This is a genomic window from Paraburkholderia phytofirmans OLGA172, from assembly GCF_001634365.1.
GTDB lineage: Bacteria > Pseudomonadota > Gammaproteobacteria > Burkholderiales > Burkholderiaceae > Paraburkholderia.
In genome coordinates this window covers 2,297,798-2,312,369 of sequence record NZ_CP014579.1, presented here as the reverse complement: position 1 = coordinate 2,312,369, position 14,572 = coordinate 2,297,798, and the positions used below count along the sequence as shown (strand labels likewise).

Here is a 14,572-nt window from a genome sequence, read left to right as displayed (position 1 = left end):
TCTCTCGCAGGATGGCTTAATCCGCCGGCGATAGAAATCCATCCCTGTTTGCTTCAAAGGAGGTTTGTTGTGTCGAACAAAATGTTTTCTCCGATTAAGGTCGGCGTGCTCAACTTGCCGCATCGTATCGCTATGGCTCCGTTAACGCGGTCGCGGGCATCAAAGACAGGTAATGTTCCGACCGCGATGAACGTCGAGTATTACCGTCAACGCGCGAGTGCTGCTCTGATTATCACCGAAGCCGCGCAAATCTCCCCGCAAGGTCAAGGCTATGCCTGGACTCCCGGCATCCATAGCGCTGAGCAGATCGAAGGCTGGAAGGAAGTAACTCGGGCAGTTCACGCTGAGGGCGGTCGTATCTTCATGCAGCTCTGGCACGTTGGCCGCGTATCGCATCCGTCGTTCCAGCCGGATGGCGCGCTGCCTGTTGGCCCCTCGGCCTTGCCGGTGCCGGGCAAGACTTTTATTGTCGATGAAGACGGTGCAGGAGTCTGGGCCGACGTGCCGACGCCGCGCGCGCTTTCCGTAGCAGAGATTGATCAGATTGTTGCCGACTACGCGGTTGCCAGCCGCAACGCAATCGACGCAGGCATGGACGGTATCGAGATCCATGCAGGAAATGGATACCTTCTCGACCAATTCATCAACAGCAATAGTAATAAGCGCACGGATGAATACGGTGACTCCTCTGAAAATCGCGCTCGTTTCCTGCTTCGGGTCGTAGACGCGGTGATCAGGGAAGTGGGTGCGAACCGCGTGGCCGTAAGACTTACGCCGATGGGCCGCTTCATGGGCATGGGCGACGATACGCCGGAGGAAACGTTTGGTCTCGTCGCCAGTGAACTCAATCGGCGCGAGCTTGCGTACCTGCATGTGGTTGAGCCGGAGATTCTCGGTACCGTACTGGACGACAGCTACGATGCTCGCTGGAAGACCATCATCCCCTTGATGCGGAAGAATTTCACCGGGATTCTGGTTCTGGCAGGCGGCTACGATGTGGAAAGCGCAAAGAAAGCGCTTGCGGACAGCCGTGGCGACATCATCGCGTTTGGTCGGCCGTTCATCGCTAATCCGGATCTCCCGGAGCGTCTGAAAATTGGCGCCGAGTTGAACGAAGCGGATCGGGCGACCTTCTTCGGTGGCGATGCCGCAGGCTACATCGACTATCCGGCGCTACCCAAGCTGGAGGAAGCAGTAACCGGCTAAGCGCTTAGCGGCGCGCGTGCTCCCGAGAACGTTCGGGGGCGCGGGCGCATCGTTCATTCCTTCCTCTCCATCGAGGATTGTCGGCCTGATGTGTGGCGACAGTCGTTCGGTTCGTAGTAGCGTTTCATTGAAGCGGTGATTCAGCCGGTCCAGAAAGAGAAACTTCGACTGAGCGCGAACTACCAACATTTGGGATGTCGGGCTACGCCGGTCATCCTTGCATTGATTCCTTTCCGCCAGGCTCTCTGTACCGACGCAGCCTGCGAATGCTAGCCGCCCGCCCGTATCGAGGAACCGCGCGCAGCGCTTCCCAACTCAATTTTCATCGACCGCATGTTCGAGCGGTCCGCGTGAGAGGGCTTCATAGCACCGTACAGCCGGCCATCCTGGCGGCGCAGCAAAGGCAGGTTCAGAAGTCTTAATAACCGCCCTTGTATCGTCGCTCTAGACTGTAAACATTCCCCCAGCCGGCGTCGGAACCACACATCATCCGCAAAGCTGACGCTGATCAAACTGCGTTAGATCGGCAGGGCGAGGCCGCGTAACGGTGTGCCGTCAACCACCGCTAAGCGCTAACGACCACGGAAGGTAGCCGGCACCCAACCTCACAGAGAGTCGCTTCTCGGTCACTTTCAACAAATACAGCCTGGACGAAGAAGGTGTCTGATTTTTCGCCGCAGGTCCTCCAGCCAGTGCGTAGGGACAGTCGATGTACCTGTAGGAGTGACGCGATATGAAAGTCGGAAGAGGGACGCTGTGGGGATTGACTGCGGTCATGTTGATGATCGCGCTAGGAATATCCCTGTCGTACAAAAAACCGCATGGTGACTATCTTGTGACTCGGGCATCTGCCGCAGCTCCCGTCGCGGCACCACATCCTCAGGTCGACGTGGCGTCGGTTGTAGTCAAGACGATCACGGACTATCAGGTCTATGCCGGGAGGATTGAGGCGATAGACACGGTTGAGATACGCCCTTTGGTCCCGGGCACTATCGTAGCCGTCCACTTCAAAGACGGTAGTCTGGTGAAGAAAGGTGACAGTCTCTTCACAATTGACCCTCGTCCGTACATAGCAGAGGTGGACCGGGCGGAAGGGCAGCTCGCCGCAGCGCAGGCGAGGAACGGCTACGCATCGACCGACGCTGAACGGGCAGAGCGTTTGCTGAAGGACAATGCCATCGCTAAACGGGACTATGACCAGGCGCAAAATGCCGCCCGCAGCGCTTCGGCCGACCTGAAGACCGCTCGCGCGTCACTCGAAGCGGCAAAGATCAACCTTGCGTACACAAATATCGTCGCGCCTGTCTCTGGCCGCGTATCCCGCGCCGAGCTAACACTGGGAAACATTGTGTCGACGGGCGCAAGTGCCCCGCTCTTGACCACTCTCGTTTCTGTCTCGCCTATATATGCCTCCTTTGACGCCGATGAGCACACCTACCTCCAGTTTCTGAGCAAGGACTCCAAGGAGAAGGTATCGGTTTCACTTGGGCTGGCGAACGAGAAGGGATATTCACGAGAGGGCCGTATCGACTCCGTCGATAACCGGCTCGACAACGGGTCCGGGACTATCCGTGTTCGCGCACGGTTTGATAACACCGATGCTGTTCTCGTACCCGGTCTGTACGCCAGGGTGAAGGTGGGCGGAGGTGCGCCTCACCAGGCATTTCTTATCGAAGATGCCGCTGTTGAGACCGATCAGGACAAGAAGTTCGTGCTTATCGTTGATAGCAGCAATCGGGTTCAGTACCGGAATGTCTCGATCGGCGACATGTACGACGGCTTGAGGGTTATATCAGATGGCCTGAAGGAGGGTGACCGTATCGTTGTCAACGGCCTCCAGCGAGTCAAGCCTTCTGACGTTGTGGAGGTACACACAGTGGCGATGGGTGCTAGCCCTGCGTTGTCCGAGAACACCGCCCAGTAGCCTTCAGCCACCAGGGAAAGATGTCATGAACATATCCCGCTTTTTCATCGACCGCCCCATCTTCGCTGCGGTCTTGTCGGTGCTGATCCTGCTGGGCGGCGTCATCTCGATATTCAAGTTGCCGATTTCGGAGTATCCCGAGATTGTTCCCCCATCTGTGGTCGTCAAAGCGTCCTATCCGGGAGCTAATCCAAAGGTCATTGCCGCAAGCGTCGCAGCTCCGCTTGAGGAGCAGATCAATGGTGTCGAGGATATGTTGTACATGGAGTCACAGGCGACCAGCGACGGTAACCTGAGCATCAGAATTACGTTCAAGCTGGGAACGAATCCGAATCTCGCGCAGCAACTCGTTGAAAATCGCGTCTCCCAGGCGTTGCCACGTCTTCCCGAGGACGTGCAGCGGCTTGGGGTAACGACAATCAAATCGTCGCCGACATTGACGATGGTGGTGCATCTGATTTCCCCGAACAGTCGATACAACCTGATTTACCTCAGAAACTACGGGTTGATCAACGTCCGCGACCGGCTTCAGCGAATTCCCGGTGTTGGGGAGGTGCAGTTAAAGGGAGCGGGCGACTATTCAATGCGGATATGGCTTGATCCTCAGAAGGTGGCCCAGCGGAACATGGCCGCGACGGACGTGGTGAATGCGATTCGCGAGCAGAACGTGCAGGTTGCCGCCGGTCAGATCGGCGCCTCACCGGCAACGCCTGATGCCACTGTTCAATTGAATGTAAATGCCAGAGGGCGGCTGCAGACGGAAGAGGACTTCAGAAACATTGTCCTGAAAACGGGTAAGGATGGCGCTGTCACGCACCTGCGAGACGTCGCGCGGGTCGAGCTTTCCGCCGCCGAGTATGCAGACCGTTCACTGTTAAATAACAAGCCCGCTGTCGCGATGTGGGTGTTCCAGCAGCCCGGGGCAAATTCGCTCGATATTTCCGCGAACGTTCGAAAAACAATGGAGGAGCTCAAGGCCGATTTCCCTCCTGGCGTTGAGTATCGCATCGTCTACGATCCGACGCAGTTCGTAAAGGCGAGCATCCACGCGGTCATCCACACGCTTTTCGAAGCCATCATTCTTGTTGTGATTGTCGTCGTCATCTTCTTGCAGACGTGGCGGGCTTCGGTCATTCCGCTGATAGCGGTTCCGGTGTCCATCATCGGGACGTTCTCGCTCATGCTGGCGTTCGGCTTTTCGATAAACGCATTGTCCCTCTTCGGCATGGTCCTCGCCATTGGTATAGTCGTCGACGATGCGATTGTCGTCGTCGAGAACGTCGAGCGAAATATCGAGACCGGGATGTCGGTCAAAGACGCCACCTACAAAGCGATGGAGGAGGTGAGCGGGCCTATTGTTGCAATCGCGCTGACGCTTGTTGCGGTGTTTGTGCCGCTCGCGTTCATGTCAGGCCTGACTGGGCAGTTCTACAAGCAGTTTGCCGTAACGATCGCGATATCTACGGTTATCTCTGCCTTCAATTCGCTCACGCTCTCGCCGGCGCTTGCAGCGCTCATGCTTAAAGGTCATGAGGAACCGAAGGACTGGTTGACACGGGGCATGGAGACCGTGTTCGGCGGATTCTTCCGTGTTTTCAACCGGACCTTCAAATCTGGATCGGAGAAGTATGGGGGCAGTGTCGGAATCGTCGTCTTGCACAAAGGCCCGATGTTGGGTCTCTACGCGGTCCTGATAGGCCTGACTTTGCTAATGGGCAAGATGGTGCCAGGCGGGTTCGTGCCTGCACAGGACAAGCAGTATCTCGTGGCGTTTGCCCAGCTTCCTAACGGAGCGTCATTAGACCGGACGGAGCAGGTAGTCAGGCAGATGAGTGAAATCGCAATGAAACAACCCGGGGTACAGGACGCAGTTGAGCATCCGGGGATGTCCATCAACGGCTTTGTTCACTCGTCAAGTGCGGCGGTCATCTTCATCTGCCTGTCTGACTTCGACAAGCGAACTACCAAAGAGACGTCCGGTCCCGCGATTACGGAGGCGCTAAACAAGAAGTACGCGGCAATCAAGGAAGCGTACATCGCGGTTTTCCCTCCGCCACCCGTATTGGGGCTTGGCACAGTGGGTGGGTTCAAGCTTCAACTTGAAGATCGAGCCGCACTAGGGTATTCCGCCTTGAACGACGCAGCTCAAAAGTTCCTGAAGGTTGCCGCGCAGACACCTGAGCTGGGACCAGCGTTTTCCAGCTATCAGATCAACGTGCCGCAGATCAACGTCGACATCGACCGCACACGGGCAAAACAGCTCGGCGTGGCGGTCACGGACATCTTCAGCACCCTCCAGATTTACCTCGGCTCTTTCTACGTCAACGATTTCAACAAATTCGGTCGAGTCTACCAGGTTCGTGTTCAGGCCGATGCCCCATTCAGATCCCATACAGGCGATCTGGGGTTCCTGAAGACGCGGAATGCTGATGGCGATATGGTGCCGCTCTCATCGGTAGTCACAGTCACCCCGACTTACGGTCCAGACGATGTTGTCCGGTACAACGCGTACACGGCGGCTGATATCAACTCTGGACCCTCGTTAGGCTTTTCAAACAACGAAGCCCAGAAGGCCATTGATCGGGTTGCGGCTCAAACGCTTCCAAACGGGATCAAGTACGAGTGGACCGACCTAGCGTATCAGCAGATTCTGGCAGGAAATTCGGCAGTATATGTCTTCCCGATTAGCGTTTTGCTGGTTTTCCTCGTACTGGCTGCGTTGTACGAAAGCCTCTCGTTGCCACTCGCTGTGATCATGATTGTGCCAATGAGCATCCTGGCCGCGCTTACCGGCGTGTGGCTTACTGATGGCGACAACAACATTTTCACGCAAATCGGTCTGATGGTCCTTGTCGGCCTGTCAGCGAAGAACGCAATTCTCATTGTGGAATTCGCTCGAGAGCTGGAAATGCAGGGCCGGACGATAGTCGAAGCCGCGGTCGAAGCCAGCCGGCTGCGACTGCGTCCGATATTGATGACGTCCATCGCTTTCATCATGGGCGTCATCCCGCTGGTTGTGTCGGAAGGCGCCGGGTCGGAAATGCGGCACGCGATGGGCATCGCTGTGTTCTCCGGGATGTTGGGGATGACCGTATTTGGGCTGATGTTAATCCCCGTGTTCTACGTCTTGCTCCGCAAACTAGCGGGTGGCGAGGTGATCGTCGACCGGCACGGCAAGCGGCCGACTGTGCGCGGAATAGATGCCTCGGAATAACCGAAGGAGCAAGGCATGGTACCCACAATATATAAATGGTCTATGCGGTGGATCTCCTGCTCGGGATGTCTGGCGATAGCGGCCGGTTGCTCCCTTGCCCCCAAGTACGACAGGCCGCCAGTCAGTGGATCTGCCACACCATTTAAAGAACTTCAGGGCGCGACACCGTCCCTCAGTTCTGATACGGCACCACTGGCCGACGGCAGCACGTGGAAGACCGCGCAACCGTCTGAGTCAATTCCACGGGGTGAGTGGTGGACGATTTTCAACGACCCCAAACTCGACGAACTTGAGTCCGAAGCGGCGCTCAATAATCAGAATCTCGAGGCGGCGGTTGCCCGTGTGAAGGAATCGCGAGCCATTACGCAAACCGTCAGGTCCGGTCTGTTTCCGACAGTCAACGCCGGATTTGGCCCGACTCGAGAAAAGGTATCGCCCGCGTCACAGTTCCAACCGGACGGAACTGATTTCCCATCCCAAACCCTGTGGCGTGCGCAGGCGAACGCCGCCTACGAGGTAGACCTCTTCGGTCGGGTCGCTGACTCCGTGCAGGCATCGAAAGCGGATGCTCAGCGAAGTGAAGCGCTGCTCAAGTCGGTCCTTCTTGCCTTGCAAGCGGATGTCGCGCAAAACTACTTCAAACTCCGAGAGCTTGATGCAGAGATTGACGTCTTCAGACGTACCGTTACGCTGCGCCAGCAAGCCCTGGAATTGGTCCAGCATAAGTATCGCGAGGGTGATATCAGTGAGCTTGACCTGGCTAGAGCTCGCTCGGAGTTGGCGACAGCTCGATCGGACGAGATGACCGTGCAGCGTATGCGCACGGCGTCGGAGCACAGTCTGGCCGTCCTGCTGGGGCGTGCGCCGTCTGAATTTTCAATGGCCGCGAGTCCAATTGAACCCATAAAAGTTAGCGTCCCGCCGGGTCTGCCTTCGTCGCTTCTCGAGCGCCGGCCCGATGTGGCGGCGGCAGAGCAGGCGATGATCGCGGCGAATGCCAGGATAGGAGTTGCCAAATCTGCGTACTTTCCATCGCTAATCCTGACAGGTTCTGGCGGCTTTGAGGCAGCGACTCTGGCGGATCTGTTCAAGTGGTCGAGCCGGGCGTTTCTGCTAGGTCCTCTGGTCGGTACGGCACTTACCATCCCTCTGTTTGATGGAGGTAAGCGTAAAGGGAATCTGGCAAATTCCAGGGCAGTCTACGAGGAGGATGTTGCGCTTTATCGCCAACAGGTCCTGACGGCATTCAAGGAAGTGGAGGACAACCTGTCGGATCTGAGGATCCTGCGAGACCAGGTTCAGACTCAATCCGAGGCAGTTGACGCGTCATCGAGAGCAGAGCAGCTATCAAGTACGCAGTATAAGGAAGGCGCGGTCAACTACCTTGACGTTATCGATGCCCAGCGAACCGTCCTGCAGTCCCAGCGTGCCGCTGTACAGCTTTCCGGTGTGCAGGCTGTCGCTACGGTGAATCTGGTGCGTGCACTTGGAGGCGGTTGGGGGGATGCAGAAGCGACTCCACTTGCTCCCGGTATGGAAGAGAGCATTTCGGTGAAGTAAAAGGGCTAGCAATCCGAGTTCAGAATTGAAGGTCGCTTTGACCATTGATGCAATCAGATGGGGATGGGCGTCTCGAGCGAGACGCCCATCGGATGAGGCAAATCGTTACAGCTCAGCGATCTTTTCTGCAAGCCCCTGCATCAACCCACAGAGATACTGAGCTGTATCCCTTCCCGACTTCTCAGGATGATTGTAGCTGCAGGGATTCACATCCTTGATCAGACCTGCAGCCAGTGCAGTGTCGACCAGTTCAATCGCCTTGCGAACCGCCTCGTCTCTATTCAAAGTTGCCATGTCTAATCTCCTTGGTTCGGGGAAGGTCAATTACCATTGTAGTCGTTGAGATAGCTCTCTATAAATTATATTTCGCTATGCAAATCAATTGCGACTATCTGATGCAAGAGATGCGGTATTGTTGGCGACTCAGTGTTTATTTATAAGTTTGAACTGGCGTAACAGGGCACGATTGCCGCTCTGCTTGAGTCCCTGCATTTAGCGCGGGTAACGATTGAGCTCATGGCGGATTTGACCGTTGAGCGACGGCTCTTCCGCGCAGCGCGCGAGACGAGGCCTCGCGTGTTCCAGTGTCTCGCCCATAAGAGCGCTGCGACCCAGCCCACAACACTCCATCCGAAAAGAAGATTGAAAAGCCCAATCTTCATGACGTCCGGGCTCCGCTTCTTTATTGCAACGGTGAGCGGAAGAAAATAGATCGTGGCTACAGCGATCAACAGATTCACGAGAAAGACGGACATAGCTCACCTCAGTAGATAGATTTGCATGCCCGACATGACTCTGAGGTGGCATACATGACATGTTAATAATAGAGCGACTTAGGCACCGGATAAATCAGCGTAAGTCGAACGATTCGTTGCGCGCAGGGCAACAGCGACTCGCTCCTGACGGACCTGGTCAATATTTCGCCTCATTTCTTGGCGGACTCGGACGAGGCAGGTTGGCGTGCTGCCAGAGGATCTTCGGACAGGACGTTATTCTCATTTTCTTCCGGCCACGCGCGGGCATGCTCCCGCTCCGAGGATACGGTCTCGGCACTCATGCCGCGCTGGGACGCAGGTGCGCCTTCGATTGGGGAGTAATGCGGTGCAGGACCGTATCCGCCGGCATATGCAGAGCTTGCGGCAGCCCAGGCCACTACAGAAAGGGCGATCACGATTTGATTTTTCATGATGGTAAACCTATGAGGTGATATACCTATGTGACCAGAAAATTGAGTTTGATGGCAAAGGCGGCCAAACAGTGACCCACGTCATGAACGCATACCGAGTGGAGGGAGAAGTACTCGGGCCGCTTTTTTTCCCTGGAGCGACTGCGGGGCCACGCAGTCGACGGGACCTTGAAGGAAGGTCTCAAAAGTCAATTCTTAAACTCAAAAGCCTGGCTACCTTGTACTTCCGGCAACCGGGTTCGCCGGCGATGGCAAAACCCAGGTTGTAGCCGTCAGCCTTTTCTTCCTGTTCTGGTCAAAACACTTTTCCGACCTCTCAAATTCAGGTGTGTGAGACCTGCCTTGAGCACTGGTACGAGAGGATGCCGAGCGAGACTGTCAGCAAGCCAAGTACGATTGCTAGTGCTGTGATGGCAGGGTTAAGCCCGATACGGTCGGCAAGCAGTCCGAGGCCGACAATAGGAATTATTCCGCCCATATAGGCGATTGAGAAGAACGATGAAATAGCTTGTGCGCGGTTTGCCGGTAGTGCGATCTGATTGACCACAGAGACGGCCGACATAAACGCCAGGCCTTGTCCAAACCCGCCGATAAGGTCGCTCGCGATGAACAGCGAGCCGGAGTGCAGCGGCAGCGATGCGGCCATTAGCGCGACACTTACGCCAATCGCTACGGCACCGAGCATGAGACCACGATGCGGTTCGACCTTGCGCAACGCAAACTGCGCGACTGCTGACCCGATAAAGAGCGTTGCGACGCCCGTGCCGGCGACAGCAGGGCCGTGCCACGGAAGAAGGTTGCCGAGAAACGCTGGCGCAAGTGAGGCGAAGAGGCTAAAAAGTGTGTAGCCGGTGAAGGTTGTTATTGAAGCAACGGCGAAGGGCCGTACAGTCGCTGCCGTTGGTGCATGAAATCGAAGAGTAGGGCGAAAGTCGACGATTGGACTAACATCGCCGTCGGCCGGATGAATCAGGAGCGCAAGTAAAGCGAGGAGCGCCGCAATACCGAAGATGATGTAAGGCGTTAATAACGGGTGAGGGAGCGCTTGTGCCACGACCCCTCCGACAAAGGGACCGAGTCCGAGCCCGACGATGTTCATTATCGAGCCCACCAGCGGCGCCCTTTTAATCCGGCGGCTTGGCTCCAGGGCTACTAAACCTGCAGTCGCGGAGCTCGAGGCGATGCCGGCGGCAACTCCGATTGCGAACCGGCCGACGGCGAGGACTGGTAGCGAATGTGCGACCGCCGAGATGACCAGGCCGGAAAGCAACAGTAGCAAAGCGATTCGCAGTGCGTGTACGAATCCAACGTGGTCACTCAGATGCGACAGTAAGAGGAGCGCTAGCAGAGCTCCAGCCATGTAGCTCGAGTAAACGATGGTGATGCCGCTCGACGTGATGCCGAAGGCATGTTCGTAGAGGGGATAGAGCGGGCTGGCGAGGGTGGCGCCGGCCATCGTGACGCCCAGCGCAAAGGCAATGGCGACGAAGCGTCGGCCAGCTGCAGGATGCTCCGTGGGGAGCGTTGGAGGGTTGTTCATATGGGTGCCTCAAAGCGATGATTTATGTGCAGATTAAAGCCGCAAGCATTGGGGTGGTATCCCATCCATACGCAACGATTCTTTGCGCAGGGCGAAGCGGCCAGCCCGCTGTATCGAAGAAGGCACGCTGACGGTCGCCGTAGAGGTGGGTAAATCTTGAAATTGCCCTTCCTGGCCGCCGGCAAGTTCTTTGGAACGTCCCCTGGGCCGAACTGCGGCGAACACCGGGCTTTTGAGCCAACCGCTAGCCGTGCCCACGACCGGCCGGTACTTCCTGCCATGTTTCAAAAAATTCGCTTAGAAGGTCGTTCACGCGTCCTGGGCGCTCCTCTTGCGATAAGTGACCACACTCGGGGATCGGCTCCGCACGCAGATTGACGGTCATCTCTTGCCCAAACGGACTTCACGTCGAACAAGCCGCCGACGGCATAGAAATCCTCTCCCCATATCGCCATCGTCGGACACCGGATTTTGACGTCGGCGTCGGCGAGGTATTGCGTGAGATCCTCGGCATTCGCCCGGTAGTCAGACATCGCGCCTCGGACCGCGCCTGGATGACCGGCGCCTTTAACGCCTTGCCAGGCTGGCTGCACGTCTGGCAGTCGGATGGCGCCCAGTTTTCATCGTAATCCGGAGACCGGAAAGTTGCGCTTAATACATCTGAACGGCAAGGGCACGTCAGTCGTTGCCGAACGCGTCCGTCCAGGAGGGGGGAAATTCATACGTCATTGGCTCTGGAGCCGAGGAATCGAAGGCCGAAGGTCGACTGATGCGGCGCAGACAAAGAGACGTCGCAGTAACTTCACTAGCGGAGCGCCGTTAATAAGAATTAAGGCTGAATCATTAGAATTCACGCAGTATTTTTACGTCCGGCTCATACCATAGTACGGCGAGGTTTGTCGAACTAGCCACAGCTTGGGTAGATTGACATCAATTTGCCAAACGTCGATCAATACGAGTTCATCTCTTTGCCTGCTGGCCGTTCTGCCGCAGCGCGACGCCGGCACACATTGACGGGCCCCAGTTCCTCCGCCGTCGCGTGAAGTATGCGCGGCGTCTACCTCTTTCCGTCAAGGAGATGCATGTGTCTTCCGTGCTGTTTTCCCCCGCAAAAACTGGCGCAGTCGAGTTGCCTACCCACCGCAGTATCAGCGCAGCATGCGGGCCTTGTGGCCTGGTTCCGAGATTGCCCGTCCCGATAAGTCATTGATCAGGTAGAGGTTTTTGTCCGGCAAGCAATTGTGCGTTGCGCTTGGGGCCATTACAGGAACAGACGCAGATAGCCTATCCTTCTCTCACTGTCAAGAACAAGGAGGTTATGTGAAACAAGTCGAGATTCAAATCACCTATGACTTCATCTGCCCTTGGTGCTGGATCGGTCACAAGAATCTGGAGAAGGCGCTCGGTGTGGACGATTCGGGCGCCTCTTTTGTGGTGTCGTACCTGCCATACGAACTCAACCCTACGCTGCCTGCCGCCGGCGTTGATAGAAGGGAGTATCGAACCAGGAAGTTCGGTACGTGGCAGCGATCGCAAGCGATGGACGGCGACGTAACCACTTCAGGCAAGAGAGTCGGACTGGACTTCGACTACGATCGCGTGAAGGTCACTCCCAACACGCTTCTTGCGCATAGACTTATGGCCTTCGCGCGTCGGGCAGGTGATGCACTTCGAACTGGCGAATTATTTAACGCCATATTCGAAGCTTACTTCTCACGTGGCGAAAACATCGGCGATGTCTCCGTATTGGAGGCGGTTGCGGTTGCCGTAGGTTTCGACGGTGACGAAGTACGCGCGTTCCTGCTCAGTGATCAGGGAAAAGCTGAGGTATTGGCTTACGAACTCGACGGTCAGGAAAGCGGGATCAATTCCGTGCCGATGATTCAGATTGGCTCCCGGCGTATTCAAGGCGCACAGCCAGCATCGGTGCTGCTTCATGCTTTGGACTCGGTCACAGGGGCGTCAAACGCGAACGGCGATACGTGCGCCGAGGATTTGGTCGACACGCAGCGGTAAGCGGGGCGAGGCGCTTGGCATTGTTTCGGGCATTCAGGGAGCAGCGATGAAGCAAAAATTGATTCTTCACTATATCTATGACCCGTTTTGCGGTTGGTGTTACGGGCTTGCTCCGGTAATTGATGTCGCGGTCGCCCTGAATGGCGTGGAAGTTGTCGCCCATGGCGGAGGGATGCTGACAGGCGAAAACGCCCAGATGATGTCGCCGGAGTGGAGGGAGTTTGTCAGGCCGCACGAACACCGCATTTCGGCCATTAGTGGGCAGGTGTTCGGCGAGGCGTACTCAGATGGCGCACAGTTTGACTACAGCATTCTGCTGGACTCATCTCTGCCGACGGCGGCGATGCTCGCAGCTGAAGAGGTTGCGGGCGCCGGATTGAGGATGCTCAAGGCACTACAGATCGCGTACTACGTGAAGGGGCGCCCTATTGCGATGAGAGAAGAGATCCCCCGTGTCGCAGCTGAACTCGGGCTCGATGCTTCTGCTTTTGCGGAGGCGCTTGATCGCGCAGTCGCCAGGCTTGACAAGCATTTCAGCGAAAGCCTGATCTTGCTGGCGCAACTGGACAGCGCAGGCTTTCCGACGCTGGCTCTGGAGAAGGATGGCGTCATGCGCAAGCTACATGTGGGGCAGTTCCTCGGTAAGCCTGACGCGTTTCGCGCGATGCTGACAAAGGAGCTCGAGTCGCCGACAGCCTAGGCCCACACATTGGCCCAGGGATGGAAGACGGTTTGCCTTAGCCAGGCCTGGCGCTGACTGTTGACGAATTCGTTAACAGTCAGTTAGTGGGTCGCGCCTTTAAAGAAGACTGAATCACACTTATATTTCTGGTTCAAATCTGTTCAAGGAGTTAATCGTGTTGATGGCGGAAAGCGTGGAAAATGGGCCGTTTGTTGGCCTCAGTGGGTATTCCCGTGTGTTTGCACCGGGTCACCTGACGCTCGGATTCATTCTTCCGCTTGAGACATACCCGGACGGTCCCTCGCCGACGATGAAGGAACACGCAAAGGTCACACGGCTGGCCGACGAACTTGGATTCGGTGCGCTCTGGGCGCGCGATGTGCCGACCTACGATCCAGCCTTCGGCGATGTGGGCCAGGTCTTTGATCCCTTCACGTATCTGGCGTTCCTTGCTGCGAACACCAGCCGGATTGCACTTGGAACCGGTAGCGCAGTGATCACGTTGCGCCACCCGCTGCTTCTGGCAAAGCAGGCGGCTTCGGTAGACCGCCTATCGGACGGCCGTCTGCTCCTCGGTATTGCATCAGGGGACCGCGCGGTTGAGTATCCGGCCTTCGGAATCGGAGACGATTTTGAGTCGCGAGGCGACCGGTTTCGGGAAGCTTTTGACATGTTCCGAACCGCAACGGAAGTCGATTTTCCCAGCGGCAGGTTCCCACGGTTTGGTGAACTGACCGGCGGCGTAGACACGATCCCGAAACCTACGGTTCGGAAGATTCCGACGTTCGTGACTGGCCGTAGTCGGCAGGACTTGGAGTGGATTGCAAAGCACGCTGACGGCTGGTTCTTCTACAACGTCGGAATGGAGCGCGTCAAACTGATTACCCAGTCATGGATTGATGCTGTGAGCCGAGTAAATGGGGAAGGTGTGTTCAAGCCGTTCTTCGAAGGGCTCTTTCTTCAACTTGAGGAGAATCCGAATTTTCCTCTCACGCCGATTCCCGCAGGGCTTCGTGTCGGTCGGAATGGATTGATTTTCTACCTCGAGACCTTGCAGCGAGCGGGAGTCAACCACGTCGCATTTAACCCGAAGCCATCGCGACGTCCGTTCATCGAAATCCTGCATGAGTTGGCGGAGCACGTCCTGCCGCAATTTCCCTCATTAAATTGACCGGGCCTGAAAAAGCTCCTCCCGCGTTGACCGTGAACCGCCTATCGAGCCGTCAGCCGTCCCCCTGCGGCCC

At 56.6% G+C, this 14,572-nt stretch carries 12 protein-coding genes; 8 read left to right on the top strand and 4 right to left on the bottom strand.

Annotated elements, in window-relative coordinates; translation table 11 throughout:
• Nucleotides 1-69: 69 nt before the first annotated feature.
• From AYM40_RS30280 to AYM40_RS30265, 4 genes are all read left to right on the top strand, one after another.
• Nucleotides 70-1,206, top strand: coding sequence for an alkene reductase (locus tag AYM40_RS30280; RefSeq protein WP_063499718.1), 1,137 nt, complete (start codon nt 70-72; stop codon nt 1,204-1,206).
• 775 nt (nt 1,207-1,981) lie between these two features.
• The gene (locus tag AYM40_RS30275; protein WP_063500808.1) at nt 1,982-3,130 is read left to right on the top strand and encodes an efflux RND transporter periplasmic adaptor subunit; all 1,149 of its coding nucleotides are present in this window, start codon (nt 1,982-1,984) and stop codon (nt 3,128-3,130) included.
• A 25-nt stretch (nt 3,131-3,155) separates the two neighbouring features.
• A complete protein-coding gene (locus AYM40_RS30270; RefSeq protein ID WP_063499717.1) occupies nt 3,156-6,344 on the top strand; it encodes an efflux RND transporter permease subunit in 3,189 nt (1,062 codons plus the stop codon).
• A gap of 15 nt (nt 6,345-6,359) precedes the next feature.
• Entirely contained in the window at nt 6,360-7,904 is a 1,545-nt protein-coding gene (locus AYM40_RS30265; RefSeq protein ID WP_063499716.1) for an efflux transporter outer membrane subunit, read from the top strand.
• Nucleotides 7,905-8,009: 105 nt separating this feature from the next.
• On the opposite strand, the gene AYM40_RS30260 is transcribed toward AYM40_RS30265, so the two are convergent.
• The 4 genes from AYM40_RS30260 to AYM40_RS30250 form a co-directional block, all read right to left on the bottom strand.
• Entirely contained in the window at nt 8,010-8,198 is a 189-nt protein-coding gene (locus AYM40_RS30260) for a hypothetical protein (RefSeq protein ID WP_063499715.1), read from the bottom strand.
• A gap of 140 nt (nt 8,199-8,338) precedes the next feature.
• Nucleotides 8,339-8,659, bottom strand: coding sequence for a superinfection immunity protein (locus AYM40_RS43890; RefSeq protein ID WP_063499714.1), 321 nt, complete (start codon nt 8,657-8,659; stop codon nt 8,339-8,341).
• A gap of 170 nt (nt 8,660-8,829) precedes the next feature.
• Nucleotides 8,830-9,090, bottom strand: coding sequence for a hypothetical protein (locus AYM40_RS40840; protein WP_148662355.1), 261 nt, complete (start codon nt 9,088-9,090; stop codon nt 8,830-8,832).
• Nucleotides 9,091-9,412: 322 nt separating this feature from the next.
• Nucleotides 9,413-10,630: an MFS transporter gene (locus AYM40_RS30250; RefSeq protein WP_063499713.1), complete on the bottom strand. Its 1,218-nt coding sequence runs from the start codon at nt 10,628-10,630 to the stop codon at nt 9,413-9,415.
• 374 nt (nt 10,631-11,004) lie between these two features.
• Here AYM40_RS30250 and AYM40_RS41595 point away from each other — a divergent pair, with 374 nt between their 5' ends.
• The 4 genes from AYM40_RS41595 to AYM40_RS30235 all read left to right on the top strand — a co-directional run bounded on the left by AYM40_RS41595 (nt 11,005) and on the right by AYM40_RS30235 (nt 14,499).
• The gene (locus AYM40_RS41595; RefSeq protein WP_158515357.1) at nt 11,005-11,259 is read left to right on the top strand and encodes a hypothetical protein; all 255 of its coding nucleotides are present in this window, start codon (nt 11,005-11,007) and stop codon (nt 11,257-11,259) included.
• A gap of 691 nt (nt 11,260-11,950) precedes the next feature.
• Entirely contained in the window at nt 11,951-12,646 is a 696-nt protein-coding gene (locus AYM40_RS30245; protein ID WP_063499712.1) for a DsbA family oxidoreductase, read from the top strand.
• A 46-nt stretch (nt 12,647-12,692) separates the two neighbouring features.
• On the top strand, nt 12,693-13,346 hold the full coding sequence (locus AYM40_RS30240) for a DsbA family protein (protein ID WP_063499711.1): 654 nt from the start codon (nt 12,693-12,695) through the stop codon (nt 13,344-13,346).
• A gap of 163 nt (nt 13,347-13,509) precedes the next feature.
• Nucleotides 13,510-14,499: an LLM class oxidoreductase gene (locus tag AYM40_RS30235; RefSeq protein ID WP_063499710.1), complete on the top strand. Its 990-nt coding sequence runs from the start codon at nt 13,510-13,512 to the stop codon at nt 14,497-14,499.
• The last annotated feature ends 73 nt before the right edge of the window (nt 14,500-14,572 follow it).